20 protein-coding genes are annotated in these 22,099 nt (G+C 67.1%); 11 read left to right on the top strand and 9 right to left on the bottom strand.

Annotated features, from left to right (window positions below; all coding sequences use genetic code 11):
- The first annotated feature begins 7 nt into the window (after nucleotides 1–7).
- On the top strand, nucleotides 8–1,153 hold the full coding sequence (locus tag PSR88_RS09470; protein ID WP_016882850.1) for an acyl-CoA dehydrogenase family protein: 1,146 nt from the start codon (nucleotides 8–10) through the stop codon (nucleotides 1,151–1,153).
- Here the strand turns inward: PSR88_RS09470 and PSR88_RS09465 are convergent.
- Both PSR88_RS09465 and PSR88_RS09460 read right to left on the bottom strand, forming a co-directional pair.
- Nucleotides 1,134–2,615 carry a flavin-containing monooxygenase gene (locus PSR88_RS09465; protein WP_016882851.1) on the bottom strand — a complete coding sequence of 494 codons (1,482 nt, stop codon included), beginning with the start codon at nucleotides 2,613–2,615 and terminating at the stop codon, nucleotides 1,134–1,136. The two genes, PSR88_RS09470 and PSR88_RS09465, sit on opposite strands and share 20 nt — an antisense overlap.
- Complete coding sequence (locus PSR88_RS09460; RefSeq protein WP_016882852.1) at nucleotides 2,612–3,547, bottom strand: patatin-like phospholipase family protein; 936 nt, start codon at nucleotides 3,545–3,547, stop codon at nucleotides 2,612–2,614. The genes PSR88_RS09465 and PSR88_RS09460 overlap by 4 nt, the downstream gene beginning before the upstream one ends.
- Before the next feature lie 82 nt (nucleotides 3,548–3,629).
- On the opposite strand from PSR88_RS09460, the gene PSR88_RS09455 reads away from it, so the two are divergent.
- Together PSR88_RS09455 and PSR88_RS09450 are read left to right on the top strand one after the other, a co-directional pair.
- Nucleotides 3,630–4,253 (top strand): TetR/AcrR family transcriptional regulator, encoded by a 624-nt coding sequence (locus tag PSR88_RS09455; RefSeq protein WP_011594789.1) that lies wholly within the window; start codon nucleotides 3,630–3,632, stop codon nucleotides 4,251–4,253.
- Between the two features lie 51 nt (nucleotides 4,254–4,304).
- Nucleotides 4,305–5,882: an FMN-binding glutamate synthase family protein gene (locus PSR88_RS09450; RefSeq protein WP_237724096.1), complete on the top strand. Its 1,578-nt coding sequence runs from the start codon at nucleotides 4,305–4,307 to the stop codon at nucleotides 5,880–5,882.
- Between the two features lie 17 nt (nucleotides 5,883–5,899).
- Here PSR88_RS09450 and PSR88_RS09445 read toward each other — a convergent pair whose 3' ends face one another.
- From PSR88_RS09445 to PSR88_RS09435, 3 genes are all read right to left on the bottom strand, one after another.
- Nucleotides 5,900–6,922: a magnesium transporter CorA family protein gene (locus tag PSR88_RS09445; RefSeq protein WP_009474571.1), complete on the bottom strand. Its 1,023-nt coding sequence runs from the start codon at nucleotides 6,920–6,922 to the stop codon at nucleotides 5,900–5,902.
- Nucleotides 6,923–6,959: 37 nt separating this feature from the next.
- A complete protein-coding gene (locus PSR88_RS09440; RefSeq protein WP_016882853.1) occupies nucleotides 6,960–8,159 on the bottom strand; it encodes an FAD-dependent monooxygenase in 1,200 nt (399 codons plus the stop codon).
- 68 nt (nucleotides 8,160–8,227) lie between these two features.
- Nucleotides 8,228–9,457 carry an MFS transporter gene (locus PSR88_RS09435; protein WP_016882854.1) on the bottom strand — a complete coding sequence of 410 codons (1,230 nt, stop codon included), beginning with the start codon at nucleotides 9,455–9,457 and terminating at the stop codon, nucleotides 8,228–8,230.
- Between the two features lie 48 nt (nucleotides 9,458–9,505).
- On the opposite strand from PSR88_RS09435, the gene PSR88_RS09430 reads away from it, so the two are divergent.
- The 4 genes from PSR88_RS09430 (at nucleotide 9,506) to PSR88_RS09415 (ending at nucleotide 13,020) form a co-directional block, all read left to right on the top strand.
- Nucleotides 9,506–10,312: an IclR family transcriptional regulator gene (locus PSR88_RS09430; RefSeq protein WP_016882855.1), complete on the top strand. Its 807-nt coding sequence runs from the start codon at nucleotides 9,506–9,508 to the stop codon at nucleotides 10,310–10,312.
- Between the two features lie 63 nt (nucleotides 10,313–10,375).
- On the top strand, nucleotides 10,376–11,455 hold the full coding sequence (locus PSR88_RS09425; RefSeq protein ID WP_016882856.1) for a cupin domain-containing protein: 1,080 nt from the start codon (nucleotides 10,376–10,378) through the stop codon (nucleotides 11,453–11,455).
- Between the two features lie 6 nt (nucleotides 11,456–11,461).
- Entirely contained in the window at nucleotides 11,462–12,289 is an 828-nt protein-coding gene (locus tag PSR88_RS09420; RefSeq protein WP_016882857.1) for a fumarylacetoacetate hydrolase family protein, read from the top strand.
- Between the two features lie 11 nt (nucleotides 12,290–12,300).
- Nucleotides 12,301–13,020, top strand: a complete 720-nt coding sequence (locus PSR88_RS09415) for a maleylpyruvate isomerase family mycothiol-dependent enzyme (RefSeq protein ID WP_016882858.1) — start codon at nucleotides 12,301–12,303, stop codon at nucleotides 13,018–13,020.
- Between the two features lie 152 nt (nucleotides 13,021–13,172).
- Here the strand turns inward: PSR88_RS09415 and PSR88_RS09410 are convergent, their stop codons facing one another.
- The 3 genes from PSR88_RS09410 to PSR88_RS09400 all read right to left on the bottom strand — a co-directional run bounded on the left by PSR88_RS09410 (nucleotide 13,173) and on the right by PSR88_RS09400 (nucleotide 16,384).
- A complete protein-coding gene (locus tag PSR88_RS09410) occupies nucleotides 13,173–14,012 on the bottom strand; it encodes an alpha/beta fold hydrolase (RefSeq protein WP_016882859.1) in 840 nt (279 codons plus the stop codon).
- 41 nt (nucleotides 14,013–14,053) lie between these two features.
- Nucleotides 14,054–15,406, bottom strand: coding sequence for an MFS transporter (locus PSR88_RS09405; protein WP_016882860.1), 1,353 nt, complete (start codon nucleotides 15,404–15,406; stop codon nucleotides 14,054–14,056).
- 231 nt (nucleotides 15,407–15,637) lie between these two features.
- Complete coding sequence (locus PSR88_RS09400; protein ID WP_237724097.1) at nucleotides 15,638–16,384, bottom strand: IclR family transcriptional regulator; 747 nt, start codon at nucleotides 16,382–16,384, stop codon at nucleotides 15,638–15,640.
- Nucleotides 16,385–16,615: 231 nt separating this feature from the next.
- On the opposite strand from PSR88_RS09400, the gene PSR88_RS09395 reads away from it, so the two are divergent.
- Genes PSR88_RS09395 through PSR88_RS09380 form a run of 4 tightly spaced genes read left to right on the top strand, consistent with a single transcriptional unit; the run spans nucleotide 16,616 to nucleotide 21,177 of the window.
- Entirely contained in the window at nucleotides 16,616–18,208 is a 1,593-nt protein-coding gene (locus PSR88_RS09395; protein ID WP_016882861.1) for a bifunctional 3-(3-hydroxy-phenyl)propionate/3-hydroxycinnamic acid hydroxylase, read from the top strand.
- A gap of 37 nt (nucleotides 18,209–18,245) precedes the next feature.
- Complete coding sequence (tsdA, locus tag PSR88_RS09390; protein WP_011594776.1) at nucleotides 18,246–19,235, top strand: gamma-resorcylate decarboxylase; 990 nt, start codon at nucleotides 18,246–18,248, stop codon at nucleotides 19,233–19,235.
- Nucleotides 19,232–20,317, top strand: coding sequence for a maleylacetate reductase (locus PSR88_RS09385; protein WP_016882862.1), 1,086 nt, complete (start codon nucleotides 19,232–19,234; stop codon nucleotides 20,315–20,317). The genes tsdA and PSR88_RS09385 overlap by 4 nt, the downstream gene beginning before the upstream one ends.
- Before the next feature lie 11 nt (nucleotides 20,318–20,328).
- Entirely contained in the window at nucleotides 20,329–21,177 is an 849-nt protein-coding gene (locus PSR88_RS09380) for a dioxygenase (RefSeq protein ID WP_016882863.1), read from the top strand.
- A gap of 199 nt (nucleotides 21,178–21,376) precedes the next feature.
- Here PSR88_RS09380 and PSR88_RS09375 read toward each other — a convergent pair whose 3' ends face one another.
- Nucleotides 21,377–22,069: an SDR family NAD(P)-dependent oxidoreductase gene (locus PSR88_RS09375; protein WP_016882864.1), complete on the bottom strand. Its 693-nt coding sequence runs from the start codon at nucleotides 22,067–22,069 to the stop codon at nucleotides 21,377–21,379.
- Nucleotides 22,070–22,099: the final 30 nt, after the last annotated feature.

Below are 22,099 nucleotides of genomic sequence, written 5' to 3'. Positions count from 1 at the left end.
GCAGACGATGAAGAAGCACATCCCGTCGTGGCACGACGACGAGGTGAAGGCCCTGTCCGAGCTCGCGGTCGGGTTCTTCGAACGCGAGGTGGTCGCGCACAACGAGAAGTGGGACGCCCAGCACCGCATCGACCGTGCGGTGTGGCTCGCGGCCGGCGAGCTGGGGTTGCTGTGCTGCTCGATCCCGGAGGAGTACGGCGGCGGTGGCGGCACCTTCGCCCACGACCTCGCCGTGTTCGAGGCCCAGGGCTATGCCGGCGACCTCGCGCTCGGCATCTCGGTGCATTCGGGGATCGTCGCGCACTACCTCCTCGAGTACGGCACCGAGGAACAGAAGACGACCTGGCTGCCGTCGATGGCGACCGGGGAGATCCTCGGCGCCATCGGCATGACCGAGCCCGGCGCCGGATCGGACCTCAAGGCGATCAAGACCACCGCCATCCGGGACGGCGACGAGTACGTCGTCAACGGGTCGAAGACGTTCATCACCAACGGCACGTCCGCCGACATGATCGTGCTGGCGGTCAAGACCGACCCGAAGGCCGGCGCCAAGGGGGTGGCGCTGCTGATCGTGGATCTGCGGGACTGCCCCGGGTTCGCCGTCGGGCGGGTGTTGGACAAGGTCGGTCAGCACGGCGCCGACACGTCGGAGTTGTCGTTCACCGATGTGCGGGTGCCGGTGTCGAACCTGCTCGGTGAGGAGGGGCAGGGTTTCGGGCAGCTGATGGCGCAGCTGGTGCAGGAGCGGTTGATCATCGGCGCGCAGGCGTCCGGGGCGATGACTCGTGCGGTGGAGGACACCGTTGCGTACACGAGGTCGCGGCAGGCGTTCGGGCACAGTCTGTTCGAGTTCCAGAACACGGCGTTCGAGCTCGCCGAGTGCCAGACCATCGCCCGCACGTGTGCGGTGTTCCTGGACCATTGCATCGAGGCGCACCTGCGTGGGGAACTGGACCCGTCCGAGGCGGCGATGGTCAAGTACTGGCTCACCGAGCAGCAGTGCGCGGTGATCGACCGGTGCGTGCAGTTGCACGGCGGGTACGGGTACATGCGTGAGTACCTGATCGCCCGGATGTACGAGGACGCCCGCGTCCAGAAGATCTACGCGGGCGCCAACGAGGTGATGAAGGGAATCATCGCGAAGTCGCTGTAGCCGACGCCGGCTCACGCGAGACGTCGTACGCCGCCTCGTCGAACCGGCCGAGCCGCTGCCGCATGCGGTCGGTCGACCACGGCCAGTTGAAGCTGTTGCGGCCGTTGACGTCGAGGAAGTAGCTCTGGCAGCCACCGGCGTTGTAGACGGTGGTGGCCAGGGCTTCCTGCACCTGGGCGTTGAACGCGTCCTGCACTTCCCGGCGCGGTTCCATCCTGGTCCACCCGTTGCTCCGAGCCGCGGTGACGGCCTGGATCAGGTAGTCGAGTTGCGCCTCGAGGATCATGAACGCCGACGTGTGGCCGGTGCCCAGCGCGGGTCCGAGGAGGACGAACGCATTGGGGAAGCCCGCGACGGTGGTGCCGAGGTAGGCCTGCGGGCTGCCCTTCCAGTGATCGTCGAGGCTGCGGCCGTCGCCGTCGAACACCTTGGAACCGATCGGCATGTCGAGGATGTGGAACCCGGTGCCGAAGATGATGGCGTCCACTTCCCGTTCGGCGCCGTCGCTGCCGACGACGACGTTCCCGCGCACCGACTCAACGGCGTTGGCGTGCACCTCGACGTTGGGGCGGGTGAGTGCGGGGTAGTAGGTGTTCGACAGCAGTAGTCGCTTGCAGCCGAGCGTGTAGTCGGGGGTCAAGGCCTTGCGCAGCTTCGGATCGCGTACCTGTGCGCGGAGTTGCGCCTTGCCGACCTGCTGGATCACCCGCAGGATCCACGGGTGCCGGAAACCGAGTCCGAGCGATTCCATGATCGCGTACTCGACGCGTCGCAGGGCGCGGATCGCACCCGGTACGCGGCGCAGGATCGCGCGCTCGACACCGGGCAGCGTGTGATCCGGTTTCGGTAGCACCCACTGCGCGGTGCGCTGGTAGAGATGCAGCGACTCGACCGTCGGCTGGATCGCCGGGACGAATTGCACTGCGGATGCACCGGTTCCGACGACGGCGACGCGTTTGCCCGTGAGGTCGTAGGTGTGATTCCAGCGGGAGGAATGGAACACCTCGCCGGTGAAGGTGTCGAGTCCGGGAACGGTGGGAACGAGCGGTTCGTTCCAGGGTCCGGCGGCGGCGATGACGGCGTTCGCGGTGAACGTGCCTGCGGACGTGTCCACCGTCCACCGCCTGCTCTGTTCGCTCCACTGGGCGCGCTGCATCTCGGTGCCGAACTTCACGTGTGCGGGGACCCCGTGTTCGGCGGCGGTGCGCTCGATGTACCGGCGGATCTCCTCCTGTCCGGCGAACAACCGCGACCACTCCCGGTTGGGTGCGAACGAGTAGGAGTACAGCGCCGAGGGGACGTCGCACGCACAACCCGGGTAGGTGTTGTCGCGCCAGGTCCCGCCCAGCGCGTCACCCTTCTCGAGGATGGCGAAGTTGTCGATTCCGCTCTGCTTCAGGCGAATTGCTGCTCCGATGCCGGAGATCCCGGCACCGACGATCAGAATGTCGTAATGCGTCATGCGCGTACTCCGTTCGCGAGCTGAGCGCGGGTGGTGACGAGGGAATGTTCGAGGGTGGCGAGCCGGCGCCGTCCGTCCATGAAGTTCGGACCCATGACGGCGAGGTCCTCGGCGGTCGCGTCGAGCCGGATCACCCGGGTGCCGGCCGCCTCCAGCTTCGCGATCTCGGCGTCCAGCCCGGAACTCATCCAGTTCCGCAGCATCAGGCGTTCGACGCGGGCCGCCCCGCGGCCCGCGATGCGGCCCGTCGACGCCATCGGTGCCAGCACGATCACCTCGTCGAGTTCGAGGGGCAGCACCAGGTCGGCGGATGCGGTGGACGCCGCACCGCCGTCGACGAACCGGCGGCCGCCGATGGGGACCGGCGGATACCAGCCGGGAATCGCCCACGACGCCCGCAGCGCCTCGGACAGGGTGGCGGTCGGTGCACCGGGTGAGCCGAATGCGATGCGCTCTCCCGTGTCGTAGTCCATGCTCACCAGCCACGTCGCGGGGTGGCGCACCCAGCCGGAGTGGCAGGTGAACCGCTGGGCGAGCCGGTCGAGCCACGCGGCATCGCCGCGGCCGTGGGGGAGGAGGCCGCTCGCGGCGGTCAGGGGTGGGAGCCCGCGGCGCAACAAGCCGGGCGAACCGAGGCCCGGTCCGGGGAGCGGCGGGAACCGTCCCGGTGCGGCGGCGAGGTGCCCGTCGAGCGCCGGGTGGGTGAGCCCACCGAGCTGCATCGCGAGCAGTTCGTCGACGCCCGCCCCGCCGCCCAGCATGGTGACGAGTTCGGCGCCCGCGGACGTGCCCACGAGTACGTCGGCGTCGCGCGGGTCCCAGCCCAGCGCGTCGCTCACGGCGACCAGGGCCGCCACGGTCCAGGCCGCGCCGAGCGTGCCGCCGCACCCGATCACCAGTCCGCGGCTGGGTTGTATGTCACTCGAAGTCATATCTAGAAGCTAGCAGAAACCAGATACCGGCGGTATATGAAAATTAGAATATTCTCGCATTGGCTTCGGAGAAAGGGTGAGCATGGCGCGATTGACCAGGTCGGAGAGTCAGGCGCGCACACGGGCGCATCTCGTCGCGACTGCCCGCGACCTCTTCCTGGCCGACGGGTACGCGGCCACATCGCTCGAGAAAGTGGCCGACGAGGCCGGCTATTCCAAGGGTGCGGTGTACTCCAACTTCAAGAACAAGAAGGAACTGTGCCTCGAGGTGCTGGGGCTCATCCACGCCACCAAGGGGCAGGAGATCGCCGAGGCGCTCGGCGGCGGCGACACGATGGAGGAGCGGCTCGAGGCGTTCCAGGCCTGGGCGGAGAAGACACTCGGCGACGTCGGTTGGACCATGCTGGAGTTCGAGCTGATCGTGCTGTCCCGGCACGATCCCGAACTCCGCGACGCACTCACCGCCACTCTCGGGGTGGCCCGGGAGATCACGGTGACACTGCTGAAGTCGTTCACCGACTCACTCGGGGTCGTGTTGCCCGTGCCCGCGGAGGATGCGGCAGGCAGCATCCTCAGTCTCGGTGTCGGACTCGGTATTCAGCGCGCCATCGATCCGAGCATCTCCGCTCGGGTGGTCACCGACAATCTGCGGGTGCTGCTTGCGGTGTCGCAGGAGGCTCCCACTCCGGGGTCCGTGCCGGGGTGAAATTGGCGCGAGGAGCCGATCCGAGTGGCGGCGCGCGCGTACGGTGAATTCATGAAGCGGTGGAACGCCCTGGCGATTCCGGCTGCCGCCGCGGCTGCGATCGCGTCGTACGACCTTGTTCAGCGACGTCACGCGCTACTCCGGAATTTTCCCGTGGTCGGGCACGGACGTTATCTGCTCGAGTCGCTCGGCCCGGAACTTCGGCAGTACATTACGACCGGCAACGACGAGGAACGTCCCTTCACCCGGGATCAGCGTCGCTGGGTGTACGCGTCGTCGAAGCGGGTGACCGACACGTTCGGGTTCGGTACGGACAACGACATCGAGTTCACCGACGGCTACACCATCATCAAGCACCGGACGTTCTCGGAGATTCCTCCCTCGGCGATGCCGCATGCAGACGAACATCTCGCGATTCCGTCGGCGAAGGTGCTCGGTGCCGCCCGCGGCCGGGCGCATGCCTTCCGCCCGCGCTCCATCGTGAACATCTCGGGGATGAGTTTCGGGGCACTGTCGTCGGCGGCCGTGGTCGCTCTGAACCGTGGTGCCGCTGCCACCGATTGCCTGCACAACACCGGCGAAGGAGGAATCTCCCGATACCACCGGAACGGCGCAGACCTGATCTTCCAGATCGGGACCGCGTATTTCGGCTGCCGTGACGAGGACGGCCGGTTCGACCTGGCGCGGCTTCGGGCGCTGGTCGAGTCGGCGCCGGTACGGGCCATCGAGATCAAACTCAGCCAGGGCGCGAAACCGGGCCTCGGCGGTCTCCTGCCGGGGGCGAAGGTGACACCGGAGATTGCCGAGATCAGAGGCGTACCGGAGGGCCGTGACTGCATCAGCCCGTCCCGGCACACGGCCTTCCGTGACGTCGACAGCATGCTCGACTGGGTGGAGCTCCTCGCCGCCGAGACGGGGCTGCCGGTCGGGATCAAGTCCGCGGTCGGTGACCCGACGTTCTGGGACCTGCTCGTCGAGGCGATGAGCAACTCCGGGCGGGGTGTCGACTTCGTGACCATCGACGGGGGTGAGGGCGGTACCGGCGCGGCACCGCTGGTGTTCACCGACGCAGTCTCGCTGCCGTTCCGTAGCGGCTTCGCGCGCGTGTACGCCAAGTTCGCGGAAGCCGGTTTGACCGACGGCATCACGTTCATAGGCTCGGGCAAGCTGGGCCTGCCCGACAATGCCGTGGCGGCGATGTCGCTCGGATGCGACCTGATCAATGTGGCGCGTGAGCCAATGCTCGCGGTCGGGTGCATCCAGGCGCAGAAGTGCCACACCGATCGGTGCCCGACGGGTGTTGCGACGCAAAACCCCTGGCTCGCACACGGACTCGACGCCGGCATCAAATCAGTCCGGGCCGCGAACTACCTGAGGGCGTTGCGCCGGGACGTATTCAAGGTGGCCGAGGCGTGTGGTGTCGCGCACCCCGGCCTGATCACCGCGTCGGACGTCGAGGTCGCGGACGGCAACCGGCATTCGATCACGCTCGCCGACCTCTACGGTTACCGGCTGGGCTGGGGGCTGCCCGGTGACGCCGACCGTGCCGAGATCACCCGCCTGATGACCGAGGCCGCCGCCGTTCCCGCGGGCGAGACCGGGTCACCAGGAGCGAAGACGGCGCCCTGAGGGCGTGTCCGTCCCGACTACAGCCAGTCGCGTCGGCGGAACAGGATGTAGAGCAGGCTGGCCGACGTCACGATCACGATGGTGCTGGCGATCATCCCCGACAGCTGCCCCACTCCGGGAAACAAGACGTTCTGACCGAACCACCCCGTCACCGCGGTGGGAACCGCGATGATGGCCGCCCAACCGGTGAGCTTCTTCATGACGGTGTTGAGCCGGGCATCCTGGAGCGACAGATTCGTCTCGAAGACGGTCACCACCATGTCGCGCAACGACTCCGTCCACTCCGCGGCGCGCGTCACGTGGTCGTAGAGATCGGTGTACAAGCTGTCGAGAACCGGTGACTTGTCGCGTCCTGATTCGGCGCGCCCGCGCATGACGGCGCCCACCACCTCCCGCATCGGCAGCACGACGCGACGCAGTTGCACCAGTTCCTTCCGCAGCCGGTACGTGCGCTGCTGAATCTCCCGTGTCCGCGCGGACTCGTCGAACAAGCCCTCCTCGAGCGCTTCGATCGCGTCGTCGATCGTCTCGATCGTCTCGAACTGCCCGTCCACGATGGCGTCGAGCAGTCCGTGCAGGAGCGCGAGTGCGCCGGAACCCGGTGTGAGCAGTGCGGGGTCCTCCTCCCAGCGCTCCACCACCTGCGACATGTCGAATCGATCGTCCCGCCGCACCGTGATGATCCCGTTCGACACCACGAACGCGGAGACGCGGCTGAGCCGAAGCCGAGAATCGAGGACGCCGAGAGTGCTGACGTCGTCGGTCTCGAACCAGGTGGCGTACGCGGTCACGAACGCATGGCCCGCATAGCGCGTCGCCTTCGGCCGCTCACCGCGGGCAACGGCATCCTCGATGGCGTTCGGATCGAGCGACCACTCGGCCGCAAGCTCGGCCAGGCACTCGTGGTCGGGATCGCACAGGTCGACCCACACGAGCGCATTCTCGTCCTTCACCTGTTCGGACACGTCGGCAAGCGGAAAATCCTTGCCGACGCACTCGCCATCGCGCCACACACGGGTCTGCACCAGGTTGAGGGTCACCCTCCCAGTCTGCCGAACCATTCCGGCAGAGAAGCGGTTATGACGCGCGATCGGACGAATACCCCCACAGCCAGTCGGTGTACTTGTAGCTCGACGTGTCGCGGGTGCGGAACAGTTCGTTGCGCGCGATGCGGGCGGTGCCGTCGAGGTGCCACAGCTCGCCCCACATGCGTCCGGTGGTGAGGATGCGGTTGCAGCGCGGTACGCGTTCGGTGTTGACCTCCTTCAGGATCTGCGGCCACGCGGAGTTTCCGCCCGTGGAGAAGTCTTCGGCGGCATAGTCGGCGAGGCACTTGGCGTCCTCGATCGCCATCACAGCTCCCGAGGCCAGGTACTGCAGTGGCGGGTGCGCTGCGTCGCCGAGCAGGATCATCCGCCCGTCCACCCAGTTCTCGATCGGCTCGCGGTCGTACATCGGCCACCAACGATCCTTCCACAGGTAGTCGATCCCGCGGCGGACGTTCTCGTGGCAGTGCGCGTAGGCCTGTTCGAGTTCCTCGGGTCCACCCCAGTTCTCGATTCCGTTCTTGAAACCGGGCGATTCGAACACCGCGACCTGGTTGAGCATCTCGCCGCCGCGCAGCGGGTACTGGATGAAGTGGCACCGCGGTCCGATGTAGCCGACCACGTCCTCGATGTCCTCGTCGAGTTCCACGTCCCGGTACGGGGTGGTGCCCCGGTAGGCGGCGTAGCCGGACGACACGGGTTCGTCGCCGGAGATCTTCTCACGCAGACGCGATTTGAGGCCGTCCATGCCGAGCGCGATGTCCGCTTCGTGGGTGCGGCCGTCGTCGGTGCTGACGATCGCCTTGTCACCCTCGGTGATCACGTCGGTGACGGTGACGCCCGTGTGCAGTTCGGCGCCCGCCGCACGTGCGGCGTCGACGAGTGTCGCGTGCAGGTCGCTGCGATGGGTCACGAAATACGGTCCGCCGTAGCGGGCGCGGAACTCGGAGCCGAGGTCGATCTTGGTGAGCACCTCCGCCGTGATCGCGTCGCGGAACACGATGTTCTTCGGCAGGAACGCCCGGGAGAGAACGTCGTCGAGCACGCCCCAGGAGTCGAGGATGCGGGCGCCGTGTGGTCCGACCTGCAGTCCGGCGCCGACTTCCCCGAACTCGGAGGCACGTTCGAACAGCGTGACGTTCGCGCCCTTCTGCGCGAGGGCCAGGGCGTTGGCCGCGCCGCCGATCCCGCCTCCGGCGATGATGATGCGTGCGTCCTGCAGATTCGACATGACAGTTCCTTCGTTTCGAGCGTTCGGGGCAGGTGAGTGGCAATGCGTGCCGGGGCACACGCCAACACTCACGTGGGGGAGGGGAAGCGTCGCCAGATCACGGTGAGCAGCAGTGCGGCGACGAGCGCGCTGACGCCGAAGAGGATGAAGTTGGAATCCGCGCCGAGTCCGGCGGCAAGGAGCAAGCCACCGATCTGCGGTGCGGCGACGGCTCCGACGCGGCCGACGCCGAGCGCCCAGCCGAGGGCCGTGCCCCGCAGATAATCGGGGTAGTAGGACGCGACCGCGGCGATGATGAGGCACTGGGTTCCGTGTGTCCCGACGCCGGCGAGCACGAAGATGACGTAGACCAGCGCCACCGGTGGGGCGGTGAGCAACGTCAGCAGGGCGAGACCCGCGAGGAGTGCGGCGACGACGCTCGTGGGGATAGTGCCGAACCGGACGCCGCCCCACGCGGTGACGAACGAGCCCGCGACGGCGCCGAGGTTGAGCGCGAGGGCGAACGTGAGCGCGCTGCCGAGATCGGTGCCCTCGCCCTGCATGAGTTTGGGCAGCCACGTGCCGAGGCCGTACCAGGCGAGCAGGGTGACCACCGTGGCGAGCGCGAACATGGTGCTGACGGAACGGAACCGGGTACCCAGCAGTGCGCTGAAGCCGGTTGCCGGCCGCACCTCCGTCGACGTCACCGCGGCAGTGTGGTCGGGCAGCGTCTTCCACGCGATCGGCACCAGCAGGATCAGCGGGACGAGCGCGAAGGCGAACATCGGCTGCCAACCCCAGTTCGGGATGACGGGGATGCCGAGCAGCGCCGCGATCGAACCGCCGATGGGAACACCGGACATCATCATCGTGGCCACCGCGGCGCGCCACTTCGCAGGTATCAGTTCCGCGGCAAGCGCATTGGAGGTGGGCACGAGGCCGCCCAGGCCGAGTCCGGCGATCAGACGCAACGCGCCGAACATGACGGGTCCGGTCGCCAGCGCACACAGCGCGGTGAACACGGACAGGACGATCGCGCATCCGATCACCGCACGCTTGCGTCCCACCACGTCGGAGAGGCGTCCCGCGAGCACCGCGCCGATCATCATCCCGAGGAATGCGAGGCTGCCGAGCGTGCCCGCGGTCGCGGCGCTGATGCCCCACTCCTTCTGCAGGCTCGGGATGACGTTGCCGTAGACGATGAGGTCGTAGCCGTCGAAGACCACGAAGAGCCAGCAGACGACGACGGCGATCGCGGCGTTGCGGTCCAATCCGACACGGTTCGTCGGCGGCACCGTAGTGGTGGCAGTGAAGGGCATGAATCGAGGGTGATGCGGCGCACAGCTCCCGTGCAATAAAGTTCTGCTGTGCAGAAGAAGCGAACGATCGAAAAGCCGACGTACATGTTGGAGTCCGTCGACAACGCGTTGCGCCTGCTGCAGATGCTGCGCGACGTAGGCGGGCTGCGGCTCAAGGACGCTGCGGAGGAACTCGGCATCGCGCCGTCCACCGCGCACCGGCTGCTGGCGATGCTGGTGTACCGGGGGTTCGCCGTTCAGGACGAGAAACGCATGTACCACCCCGGGTCGGCGATGGGCGCCGGCCCGGCCCAGCGCGGGTGGACGCGCGAGTTCAACGACCTCTGCAGGCCCCACATGGAAGCCCTCGCGATCCTGTGCGGCGAGACCGTCAACCTCGTGATCCGCGTCGGCACCCAGGCGCGCTTCCTGTCGTCCGCCGAGTCGACGGGAATGTTGCGCGTCGGCGACCGTCAGGGGCAGGTGCTCGACGCGGAATTGACTGCGGGAGGGCGCATTCTGCTGGCGGAACTGCCGAGGGAGACCCTCGAGCAGCTGTACCTGCGGCCCGTGGATCTGGCCGACGACGACCGTGAGTGGGGTGACCGCCGCCTGCCTGCCGACGAGTTCGAGCGGTTCTGGCGGGAGTTGTCCGCCGCCCGCGCCGTCGGATTCGCCGTCAACGTGCAGCAGACCGAGGAAGGGGTCGCGGCGTTCGGTGTCGCGATCCGGAACCGGGCTCGCACGGCCGTCGGGGCGCTGACGGTGGCCGTGCCGATCACCCGCTTCCGGCAGCACTCGCAGGGACCGCTGGTGTCGCAGATCAAGAACGCGATCCGCGAACTCGAGGTGGACATCGCCGACCTCGAACCCTGACAAGGTTTCTGCACAGAAGAATTATCTATCGGCTGGGACGCCGGCCCTCCTAGCGTCGACGCCATGACCGCTACCGAACCGCACGTCGACGACGCTCCGGAGCTGAAGCAGCTCTATACCGATTTCGAGGCCGAGCACCTGAATCCGTTGTGGACCCAGCTCGGTGATCTGATGCCGATGACGCCGACGTCGCGGGCGGTGCCGTTCGTGTGGAAGTGGTCGACGTTGTATCCGTTGGCGCAGCGGGCCGGGGATTTGGTGCCGGTCGGCCGTGGTGGGGAGCGGCGGGCGATCGCCCTGGCGAACCCCGGCCTGGGTGGGGTGCCGTATGTGACGCCGACGTTGTGGGCGGCCATCCAGTATCTGGGCCCGAAGGAGGTGGCCCCCGAGCACCGGCATGCGCAGAACGCGTTCCGGTTCGTCGTCGAGGGCGAGGGGGTGTGGACGGTCGTCAACGGGGATCCGGTCGCGATGCGGCGCGGCGACTTCCTGCTGACCCCGGGCTGGCATTTCCACGGCCACCACAACGAAACCGATCAGCCGATGGCCTGGATCGACGGCCTGGACATCCCGTTCGTGCATTACACCGACACCGGGTTCTTCGAATTCGGGTCCGAGAACGTCACCGACGACTCCACCCCGGACGTGTCCCGGTCGGAACGGTTGTGGGCGCATCCGGGGCTGCGACCGCTGGTCGGGTTGGACGCGAGGACGTCCTCGCCGATCGCGGCGTACCGGTGGGAGCACACCGACGCCGCGCTGCGCGAGCAACTGCAATTGGAGGACGAGGGGTATGCGGCGACCACCGAACCCGGTCATGCCGCGGTCCGCTACACCAACCCGACCACCGGCGGCGACGTGATGCCCACGATCCGCGCCGAGTTCCACCGCCTGCGCGCCGGCGCCCGCACCCGGCCCCGCCGCGACGTCGGATCCACCGTCTACCAGGTGTTCGACGGTTCCGGGCGGTTCGTTCTCGGCGGCCAGGCCCGCACCGTGGCCACCGGCGACATGATCGTCGTCCCGTCCTGGACGGAGTGGTCGATCGAGGCCGACACCGAGTTCGACCTGTTCGCGTTCTCCGACGCCCCCATCGTCGAGCGCCTGCACTTTGATCGCACGTACATCTCCGAAGGAGCCTGAAATCCCATGAAGCTTGCCACCCTGCGCCGCGCCGGTGCCACCGTCGCCGTCCGCGTCGATTCCGACACCACCGCCACGATCATCGACGGGTACCCGGACCTGTCCGCGCTGCTGACCGACCCGGACTGGGCGACGGTCGCGCAGAATGCGTCCGGTGCCACCGTCGATCTCGACGGGGCCGATTACGCCCCGGTGGTCCCGCACCCGGGGAAGATCATCTGCGTCGGTTTGAACTACGCCAACCACATCCAGGAGATGGGCCGGGATCTGCCCGAGTACCCGACCCTGTTCGCGAAGTTCAAGGAAGCCCTCACCGGCCCGTACGACGACGTGATCGTCCCGTCGTATGCCGCCGCGCAGTTGGATTGGGAGGGGGAGTTGGCGTTCGTCGTCGGCAAACAGGCGTACCAGGTGCCCGAGGCCGACGCCGAGCAGTACATCGCCGGGTATTCGGTGATGAACGACTACACGATGCGCGACTACCAGTACCGGACGTTGCAGTGGGATCAGGGCAAGACGTTCGAGAAGACCAGCGGCTTCGGGCCGTTCCTGACCACCACCGACTCGTACACGTTCGGCGGCACCCTGGTCACGAAATTGGAGGGGCAGGTGGTGCAGTCCACCACCACCGACGATCTGGTGTTCACCCCGGCCAGGCTGGTGGAGTACATCTCGCACATCGTGACGCTGCAGCCCGGTGACGTGGTGATCACCGGCACCCCGGGCGGGGTGGGGCACGCCCGTACGCCCGGTCTCTACATTCAGGACGGGCAGACCGTCGAGGTCACCATCGAGGGCCTGGGCACCGTCCGCAACACGACGATCGTCAAGTAGGGGTGCACCCGGTGGGTTTTAACGATCTTCCCCTGGCCGAGCGGTTGCTGATCGCCCGCCGCGGCACCGCGTACTTCGCGCAACGCCTCGCCGAACTGTCCGACGAGCAGCTGTCCGAGCCGACCGGGTTGGCGGGGTGGTCGCGGGCGCATCTGCTCGCGCACGTCGGCTACAACGCGGCCGCGTTGTGCCGGCTGCTGGACTGGGCGGCCACCGGGATCGAGACCCCGATGTATGCCTCGCCGGAGCAGCGGGGCCGGGAGATCGCCGAGGGCGCCACCCTGCCGGTGGCGGCGCTACGGAACCTGTTCGACCACACCGTCGCCCGCCTCGACGAGAAGTGGCGTCACCTGCCCGCCTCGGCGTGGGAGGCGCAGGTCCGCACCGCGCAGGGCCGTCTGGTGCCGGTGTCGGAGACGGCGTGGATGCGCACCCGGGAGGTCTGGATCCACGCCGTGGACCTCGGCAACGGCGGCCGGTTCGGCGACTTCCCCGACGTGGTCCTCGAGTCGCTGCTCACCGACATCGTCGGAATGTGGCAAAAGAAGGACCTCGGCGCCGGCCTCGTGCTCGCGGTCGACGGAGGTGAACCGGTTGCGGTGCAGCCGGATTCACCACCCGCCGAGAAGGTGTCCGGGCCCCTCGCCGCCGTCGTGCGGTGGGCCGCCGGGCGCGGCGCCGTCGGCATGAACGTCGACGGCGAAGTCGGGGAACCGCCGCGTTGGCTTTGATCCATCGACAGGCGCCGAGGCCGCGGCTGTGGATAGCCGATAACCTTCGACGAACGCCTGTAGGCCGCGAATAGTTGACTACCGCAGGTCAAGTCAATTGCATCGACAACTTGACGGACGTCGGATCGCCTCTCGCCGCTGAGCGGTCGTACTCATGAACCGTCGCCGGTGTGGGCAGTGTGGTCGGTTCGGGTCGGTTCTCCACGGACGGCGGCCACGAACTCGGCAGGGCAGTCGAGGTGGATCAGGTGTCCGGCGCCATTGATGACAACGGTGTCGATGTCCGGTCGCCGGCGCTGTACTCGCGTGTGCAGTCCGGTCATCCACGGTGAACTTTCCGAGCCGAGGACCCACGTGATCGGCATCGGCAGTTTCACCACGGCGCGAACCGAGATGTGCTCGGCCATGACTCCGAAAGGGTGCGGGTCCCATTCGGCCAGAACCGGTGTGGCGTTGCGGAGAATGTCGTTCCGGAGGCTGTCGTCGGCGAGGTCGTAGCTGTTGCCACCGGACTGTAGGGCGGTGGCGAACCGGAAGAACACCTCCGTCGCCTCCTGCGGGTGGCCGCGCAATTGAAGCAGTTTCAGGCGAACTGCGGTCGCGAGCACCGCCCGGTCGGCGTGCCGCAGTCCGTGAAATGGGGCTTCGACAACGACCAGCTCGGAGAACAGATCCGGGCGAGCGGTGGCGGATGCCAGCACAATGTTTCCGCCGGAACTCCATCCAAGCACCTTCGCCGGCTCTCCCACGGCTTGCTCGAGGACGGCGCAGAGATCTCGAGCATGGATACGGTGATCACGGACGGGCCTGTGCTCGGACTGTCCGTATCCGCGGCGATCGTAGACGGTGACGCGATGGTCGGAGGCCAGGTTGTCGATGACGCCGTCCCACGTGGTCATGTCTGTGGCCGAGCCGTGGACGAGAACCAAGGGTTTGCCGCTTCCGACGGTGCGGTAGTGCAGTCTTGCTCCGGGTAGGTCGATGCTGGGCATTTGCGCGCTCCTGTTCTGTGACCCCTTGTGTAGAAAATCGTTCAGCGCCGGGAGTGATTCTGAGCATCCGCCAATCTGGTGGCCGGCATCGCGTCGCCGTGGACCGGATCAATGCGCGTCTCGCGCCGCGGAACGAGTACTGCGGTCAGCGCGCCGAGCAGACCCACGATGGCGAAGCTGTAGAAGTTCCCGTCGACGCCGTTCGCATGGTCGAGCACGAATGCGCCGAGGGTCGGGCCCGCGATGGCTCCGAGGCGGCCGACCGACAGGGCCCAGGCGAGACCACTGCTGCGGTTCTCGGGGTCGTAGACGGACAGGATGTAGGCGTTGGCGAGGATCTGGGAGCCGATGAACCCGAATCCGCTGACGAACATGAGCAGGAAGAGCAGGAACGTCGGCGGCTGAAGACTCATGAGGACCAGGCTGACAGTTCCGGTGAGGAACGCGGTCGCGACGACGATGCGCGGTCCGAAACGGTCCGCGACGGGGCCGGCCGCGATGACGCCGACGAACACACCGAGCCACATGGCTGCGGTCTGGAGCAGGGCAGACCCGAGAGAGTAGCCGGCGGCCTGCATGATCGAGGGCAGCCATGCGCTGATGCCGAATACGAGCAGGAGGCCGCAGAAGGACATGGCCCAGAACAGCAGGGTGGTGGGGGCGAGTCGGCGTGTGAGCAGCGGGCCGAGGCCGAAGAGTCGGCCGGCCTGCTCGTTGGCGACGTGGCTCGAGGGAAGGCCGTAGCGGGTCTCGATCTCGGCGGCCTCCGCGCCGCGTCCGATGAGGCGCAGGTGGAATGGGCTCTCCGGAAGGCGGAAGACCAATGGGAGTGCGACGAGTGGGATGACGACACCGATCAGGTAGAGCCAGCGGAACGAGACCTCCGGAAGCAATGCGGCGCCGAGCAGGGGTGCGGCGAGCGCTCCGATGGCGTACCCGCTCATCATCAGTCCGATGTGTCGGCTGCGGCGCCGCGGTGCGCTGAGGTCGGCTACGTACGCGTTGAGGGTCGGAAGAACGACGCCCAGACCGAGTCCGACGACGAGACGTCCGAAGCCGAACGCTTCGGCGCTGTACGCGAAGGTTGAGACAAGCATGCCGACGGTGAAGACGGCGATCGATCCAACCAGGAGCCGTCGGGGGCCGATGCGGTGAACGATTGCGCCGGCCAAGGCGGCTCCGATGAGCATGCCGACGCCGACGAGCGAGCCGATGGTTCCTGCCTCGCTACGGTCCATGCCGAGCGAGGGCGTCTGGAGGAGCACTGGGAGGGTGGCGCCGTAGATCGCGAGGTCGAAGCCCTCGAGGGTCGCTACGAGCCAGGTGACCGCTAACAGTGTGCGGGTGGCGCCAGACAGGCGATCCGAGCGGGGAAGAGTGGGTGCGCGACTCATGGGGACGCTCCTGTCGAGAAGAGGGCGATGGCACCGCAGCGGGGTGCGTGCGTTCACGATTGGCAGCCACCCGTTGGACCGTTCACAACGGTCCAACCTCGGTGCCGCACTCGTCACAGATCTGACACAACACGTTATGACGCGAGTCAAATTTGAACATAGCGAAATGAATTCCGCAATAGTGAATCCCTGTCCGGGCATGCCTGGTCCCGTGAGGAGCGATGGAATCGCTCAGGCGATTGGGCCACCGGCCGCTCCGCCGACGCTGCCGTAGTCCTCCGAGATCGCCTTCGTCGTGCGCAGCAGTTCCAGCGTCACCTCGGCGACCGTGGCTGTGTCACCGAGCGACGACGGAAGTGCCACCGCCACTGCCAGGGGAATTGACTGACCGGCCGGGAAGACTGGTGCTGCGACCGACATGACGCCCGGGATCACCTCGCCCGAGATGGTTGCTACACCCTGCTCGAGCACGGTGGCCCGTAGCCGAGCCACGTCGCTCTTGCTTGGCGCGTTCGTGCCGAGTGTCTCGAGTTCGGTCTCCACGATGGATGTAGTCATCGTGGCCGGCAGATGGGCCAGGTAGACGCGTCCGATCGCGGAGGTGAGCAGCGGCATTGTCGCTCCCACCCGGATCGTGATCGGGAGTGCGTGCGCGCCGTAGTCCCAGCGCACGAGGACGGGACCGTGGTCGCCCCATACCGCGAGATTGACGGCGTGCCCGGTGCGATCACGCAAGTCGGGGAGATGTTCCGACGCCACGCCGACCTCGTCCATGCGGCGCAGTGATTCGATGCCCAGTCGACGCATCGCCGGTCCGAAGTCGTAGAGCCCGGATCGGTGAGACTGCACGACGAGCCCTGCGCGACCCAGGCTGACCAGGTAGCGGTGAACCTTGCTCGCGGCCATCCCGGAGGCGTTCGCGATCTGCGTGAGGCTCATGGGGCCGAGTCCGCTTTCGAGGGCCTCGATGACAGTCATGGCGAGCTCCACCGACTGAATGCCTTGACGGGGGCCGGCGCGTTCGGCATCTGCAGTGGGATCGGAATCCGCGGAGGTCGTCACGGGAAACCACCTTATGGCTCGACGAACGGTTGAGGGTGATGGAGAACTGATTCACTACTGTGCATTGACTTTACTAATCATGAACTCGTACGGTGTGGTTGCAATCACACGTGACGCGAAGTCACGAAAGTCGAAAGGAATAACGGCATGTCTGCCTTCGCACAGCCGCCGGGCGCGGGAAGAAAAGCAGTCGACGTCGCGATCGTCGGCAGCGGCCCTACCGGGATGGCACTGGCGGCGCTCCTGGGGTGCCAGGGCCGGAGCGTCGTTGTCCTCGAGAGGTACACGGGTCTGTACAACCTGCCGCGCGCCGCCGCGTTCGACGACGAGACCATGCGCACATTCCAGAAACTCGGCGTCGCGGAGAAGATGCTGCCCGGCACCAATGTCCAGCGCGGCTACGTATGGGTGAACGGCGACGACGAAGTGTTGCTGGACATCGAGTTCGACAACCCGGGCCGCTGCGGATGGCCGGCGCAGTACATGATGTACCAGCCCCACCTCGAATCCGTTCTCGACGAGCTAATTACGTCCCTGCCAACCGTCGAGATCCGCCGCGGGATGACGGTCGAGTCCGTCGACCAGCAGGACGGTGACGACGTGCTCGTCCGCGCCACCGACGTCGAGGGCAGCGCGTACCTGGTTCGTGCCCGCTATGTCGTCGGCTGCGACGGGGGGAACGGCGTCGTCCGCCAGTTCGCCGGCGGCGAACTCGACGACTACGGGTTCTTCGAGAACTGGCTCGTCTGCGACTTCCAGCTCAACCGCGACGTGCCGGACCTCCCCACCTTCCGTCAGGTCTGCGACCCCGCCGAACCGATCGCCATCGTCAACATCGGACCCCGCTTCCACCGATTCTCGTTCCGGCTCGAAAGCGCAGCGAATCGCGAGGAGGTTGTTCACCCGGACAAGGTGTGGCCACGCGTAGCGACGTATCTCACCCCGGAGGATGCGGAGCTCGTCCGCGTCGCCAACTACACGTTCCGGTCATGCATCACCACGCAGTGGCGTCACGGTCGGATTCTTCTCGCCGGCGACGCGGCACACCAGATGCCGCCGTTCCTGGCGCAGGGGATGGTGTCGGGAATCCGCGACGCACGGAACCTGGCCTGGAAGCTCGACATGGTGCTCGCCGGCCACCCCGACTCGCTGCTCGACACCTACCAAGCCGAACGTGAACCGCACGTCCGCTACATCACCGAGAAGGCAATCGAACTGGGTCGGGTCCAGACGATGCGGGACACCGCGCTCGCCGCCCAGCGCGACGCGCAGATGATCGCTGCGCGCAAAGCCAACCAGAAGCCGGACAAATTGCGATACCCCGCGTTGTCGGGAGGCCTGATCGCCAACCACGGCGACATGTTCCCGCAAGGCCTGGTGTCGACGTCGAGCACCACCGCACTCTTCGACGAGATCGCCGGCACCGGATGGCTCGTCGTCGCCGACGGACCACAGGTGTTGTCCGGCATCGCCGAAGGCGACCGCACCGCATTCACCGAAATCGGCGGCAAAGAGGTGATTTTCGGCCTCACGTCGATGTTCGACGGAGCGCCCGTCTCCGACACCGCCGGCGTGTACACCAGATGGTTCGCCGCCCACGAGTGCGTCGCCGCCATCGTGCGGCCCGACGGCTACGTCTTCGGACTCGCACGCGACGCCGCCGAGCTCGCAGGCCTCGCCAAGGAGCTCGTCGCCGCCGTCGCTCCCGTGCCGTCCCGGCCGCTGGCGCCCACGGCCTGACACCCCACCACCGACAAACACCTCGAGGAGAAAACTGATGCAGGGCAAGATCGCACTGGAAGAGCACTTCGCCATCCCGGAGACGCTGAACGACTCCGCGGGCTTCGTACCCGGAACCTACTGGGACGAGTTGCAGGCGCGGCTTCTCGACATCCAGGATGTCCGCCTGAAGCTCATGGACGAGCACAACATCGAAACCATGATCCTCTCGCTCAATGCACCTGCCGTGCAAGCCATCCCCGAACGGGAGCGCGCCATCGACATTGCGCGTCGCGCCAACGACGTACTCGCCGAGGAGTGCGCCAAGCGCCCGGACCGGTTCCGCGGCTTCGCTGCGTTGCCGCTCCAGGACCCCGACGCCGCCGCCGAGGAACTGCGACGCTGCGTCACCGAACTGGGCTTCGTCGGCGCACTGGTCAACGGGTTCTCCCAGAGTGCGACGGTGGACGGCGGCAGTACCCCCCTCTACTACGACCTCCCCCGGTACCGACCCTTCTGGGCAGAGGTCGAGCGCCTCGACGTGCCCTTCTACCTCCACCCGCGCAACCCGCTGAACCAGGACGCCCGAATCTACGAGGGCCACCCGTGGCTGCTCGGTCCGACGTGGGCCTTCGCGCAGGAGACTGCCGTCCATGCGTTGCGCTTGATGGCCTCTGGCCTCTTCGACGAGCACCCCGGCCTGCGGATCGTCCTCGGTCACATGGGTGAGGGCATCCCCGCGATGCTCTGGCGCATCGACCACCGCAACGCCTGGGTCGACGTGCCGCCCGCTTACCCGGCGAAACGTCGCATGGTCGACTACTTCACGGAAAACTTTTTCGTCACGACCTCCGGTAACTTCCGCACCCAGACGCTGATCGACCTGTTGCTCGAGCTCGGCTCGGAGCGCGTGATGTTCTCGACTGACTGGCCCTTCGAGAACATCAACCACGCCGCCGAGTGGTTCGACGCTGCCAGCATCTCCGAGGCAGACCGGCTCAAGATCGGTCGGACCAACGCCGCCACGTTGTTCAAACTCGACCGGTGAACCGGCAGGAGTGGGCGGTGCGGCCCTTCGTCCACAGCGGATCGCCAGCGCGCATCGTCTTCGGGCGAGGTGCCCGCGACGGCGTGAAGGAGGAAGTCGAGCGCCTGGGGGCACGACGGGCAGTGGTGCTGTCGACTCCGCAACAGAGGGAGAGTGCGGGGCGCCTCGCCGACGACCTGGGTGCGCTCGGTGTCGGCGTCATCGACCGCGCCACCATGCACACCCCCGTCGAGGTCACCGCCCAGGCACTGGTCGAGATCGAGCAACTCGACGCGGACTGCGTCGTCGCCCTGGGAGGCGGTTCGACCACGGGGCTCGGCAAGGCGATCGCGGCGCGGACCGGGCTTCCCCAGGTCGCTGTGCCCACTACATACGCGGGCTCGGAGGTGACCCCGATCCTCGGCGAGACCGAGAACGGGGTGAAGACCACGCGGCGGGGCCCCGAGATCTTGCCCGAGACAGTTGTTTACGATCCGGCCCTCACCGACTCGTTGCCGATTCCCCTCAGCATCGCCAGCGGATTGAACGCGATGGCACATGCCGCCGAGGGGGTATATGCGCGCGACGGGAGCCCGATCTTCACCCTCATGGCCCTGGAGGGCCTCGCCGCTCTGCGTGACGCCCTGCGTGAGCTGACGAGCGACCCTGTCGACCACGACGCGCGGGATCGCGCCCTCTACGGCGCGTGGTTGTGCGGGACCGTCCTCGGCGGCGTCGGAATGTCCGTCCACCACAAGCTGTGCCACACCCTCGGCGGCGCGCTCGACTTACCTCATGCACAGACCCACGCAATCCTGCTTCCGCACACGATCGGCTTCGTGGAGGAAACCGAACCCACGGTCCTTGCACCCGTCGCGGACCTGTTCGGGGGCAGTGCCGGCCGGGGCCTCCACGATTTCGCAGTGGAAGTCGGCGCTCCCCTCCGTCTCTCCGAGTTGGGGGTCACGCCCGAGCAGTTGGACCGTGTCGCGGACTTGGCGCTCGCCGCGCCCTACTGGTCCCCGCGCCCGTTGGACCGCGACTCCATCCGCCGACTGCTGCAGCACGCCTACGACGGCACCCGCCCAGAATCAACCCCGTAAGGAGGATCGGCATGACCACGTACTTCACCGAGGATCAGTCCGTCGACACTGTCAACGGTCGAATGGGGATCGACGCCGGTGACCGGGCCGCCGTCGTGATGGAAAGCCTTGTCCGACATCTGCACTCGTTCGTCAAGGATGTCGGTATCACCCAGGCCGAGTGGGACCTTGCGATCGACTTCCTGACGCGAACCGGACAGATCTGTGGGCCCGAGCGGCAGGAATTCATCCTGCTGTCGGACACCCTCGGGGTATCGATGCTGGTCGACGCCATCAACCACCGCAGGCCCACCGGCGCCACCGAGAACACCGTCTTCGGTCCGTTCCACGTCGAGGGGGCGCCGATCCGGCAGATGGGGGATGACATTTCCCTCGACGGCAAAGGCGAGTCCTGCCTCTTCGCGGGGCAGGTCCGTGACCTCGACGGCCATCCGATCGAGGGCGCATGCGTCGACGTCTGGTCGGACAATGCGGATGGCTACTACGACGTTCAGCAGCCAGACATCCAACCCCAATGGAACAATCGGGGTCGATTCCTCACAGGCGCAGACGGCCGATACCTGTTCCGCGGCATCAAGCCTACGGCTTACCCGATCCCGGACGACGGTCCTGTGGGGCAAATGCTCGACCGGCTCGGGCGGCATCCGTACCGACCCGCACACATGCACTTTCTCGTCACCGCCGAGGGCTACGAACGTCTGGTGACCCACACCTTCGTGGAGGGTGACAGCTACCTCGAGTCCGACGCCGTCTTCGGTGTGAAAGAGGCGCTGATCGCCACCTACGACAGAAACAGTGACGACCCCGCCACAGCATGGTCGTCCCAATACGACTTCGTACTCACGCGGGGCAGCAGCTGACCTCGTCGTCCAGAAGCCACACCGACAGGCAGCTCGCCGATCTCGCTGTCACCGCGACGTGTGGACCTGCTGAGATGTCTCCGGTGGCCGGAGACGGCAGAGCCGGGCAGTCCTCGGTGCTGAGGTCTCTGGGGCGGGCGGGCACTGGGCAGGAGTACGGGCCGCCGATAACCAGGCCTGGAGCCGAGCGAGTATCGAGCTAGTACGACGCCCGGCCACCGCTGGCGTCGTAGACGGCGCCGGTCGAGAAGCTGAGCGCCTCCGAGCACAGCCATGCGACGAGTTCGGCGATCTCCTCGGGCCGTCCCATCCGGGCCATCGGGGTCAGGCTCTGCGACCGCGCGAGGATCGCCGGGTCGGTGCCGGCATTCATCGGGCTCTCCACAGCGGCGGGTGCCACCACGTTGGCCAGGACACCGGTCTTCGCGACCTCCTTGCCGAGCGATTTCGTCAGCGCGATCACGGCCGCCTTCGACGCCGAGTAGGCGCTCTGGTTGGGATTGCCGTCCTTCGCCGCGATGCTCGCCAGATTCACCACCCGCCCCCAGCCGGCGCCGGTCATGGCCGGCACGAACGCGCGGCAGAGGAGGAATGTCCCGTCGACGTTGATCCGGAACGTGCGGCGCCAGTCCTCGAGGTCGACGTTCACCAGTGGAACGGACGGTCCCACGACGCCGGCGCTGTTGACGAGGATGTCGACGCGGCCGAGCCGGGCGGCGAGTTTCTCGACGGCGTCGGCATCGGTGACGTCGAGGTGCTCGTCGGCCCCCGTGGCGACGTCGGCGGTGACGACGCGGACCCCGGCGCCGGTGAGGCGCTTCGCGCACGCCGCGCCGATTCCGCTCGCGCCGCCGGTGACGAGCGCGGTGGCGCCCTCGGGATACGTGGCCATGGTGGTTTCTCCTCGTGACTGTGTGCGCAT

The organism is Rhodococcus sp. DK176 (assembly GCF_038447315.2).
Lineage (GTDB): Bacteria > Actinomycetota > Actinomycetes > Mycobacteriales > Mycobacteriaceae > Rhodococcus_F > Rhodococcus_F jostii_A.
The sequence above is the reverse complement of the archived record's forward strand: the minus strand, read 5'-3'. Positions and strand labels throughout refer to the sequence as shown.

Excerpts from the sequence above, each read along its gene's own strand:
- PSR88_RS09410 (WP_016882859.1), bottom strand. The coding sequence starts at position 14,012 with ATGCCCAGCATCGACCTACCCGGAGCAAGACTGCACTACCGCACCGTC.
- PSR88_RS09400 (WP_237724097.1), bottom strand. The coding sequence starts at position 16,384 with ATGACTGTCATCGAGGCCCTCGAAAGCGGACTCGGCCCCATGAGCCTC.
- PSR88_RS09375 (WP_016882864.1), bottom strand. The coding sequence starts at position 22,069 with ATGGCCACGTATCCCGAGGGCGCCACCGCGCTCGTCACCGGCGGCGCG.
- PSR88_RS09395 (WP_016882861.1), top strand. The coding sequence starts at position 16,616 with ATGTCTGCCTTCGCACAGCCGCCGGGCGCGGGAAGAAAAGCAGTCGAC.
- PSR88_RS09420 (WP_016882857.1), top strand. The coding sequence starts at position 11,462 with ATGAAGCTTGCCACCCTGCGCCGCGCCGGTGCCACCGTCGCCGTCCGC.
- PSR88_RS09455 (WP_011594789.1), top strand. The coding sequence starts at position 3,630 with ATGGCGCGATTGACCAGGTCGGAGAGTCAGGCGCGCACACGGGCGCAT.
- tsdA (WP_011594776.1), top strand. The coding sequence starts at position 18,246 with ATGCAGGGCAAGATCGCACTGGAAGAGCACTTCGCCATCCCGGAGACG.
- PSR88_RS09435 (WP_016882854.1), bottom strand. The coding sequence starts at position 9,457 with ATGCCCTTCACTGCCACCACTACGGTGCCGCCGACGAACCGTGTCGGA.
- PSR88_RS09460 (WP_016882852.1), bottom strand. The coding sequence starts at position 3,547 with ATGACTTCGAGTGACATACAACCCAGCCGCGGACTGGTGATCGGGTGC.
- PSR88_RS09405 (WP_016882860.1), bottom strand. The coding sequence starts at position 15,406 with ATGAGTCGCGCACCCACTCTTCCCCGCTCGGATCGCCTGTCTGGCGCC.
- PSR88_RS09465 (WP_016882851.1), bottom strand. The coding sequence starts at position 2,615 with ATGACGCATTACGACATTCTGATCGTCGGTGCCGGGATCTCCGGCATC.
- PSR88_RS09450 (WP_237724096.1), top strand. The coding sequence starts at position 4,305 with ATGAAGCGGTGGAACGCCCTGGCGATTCCGGCTGCCGCCGCGGCTGCG.
- PSR88_RS09380 (WP_016882863.1), top strand. The coding sequence starts at position 20,329 with ATGACCACGTACTTCACCGAGGATCAGTCCGTCGACACTGTCAACGGT.
- PSR88_RS09425 (WP_016882856.1), top strand. The coding sequence starts at position 10,376 with ATGACCGCTACCGAACCGCACGTCGACGACGCTCCGGAGCTGAAGCAG.
- PSR88_RS09440 (WP_016882853.1), bottom strand. The coding sequence starts at position 8,159 with ATGTCGAATCTGCAGGACGCACGCATCATCATCGCCGGAGGCGGGATC.
- PSR88_RS09470 (WP_016882850.1), top strand. The coding sequence starts at position 8 with ATGAAGAAGCACATCCCGTCGTGGCACGACGACGAGGTGAAGGCCCTG.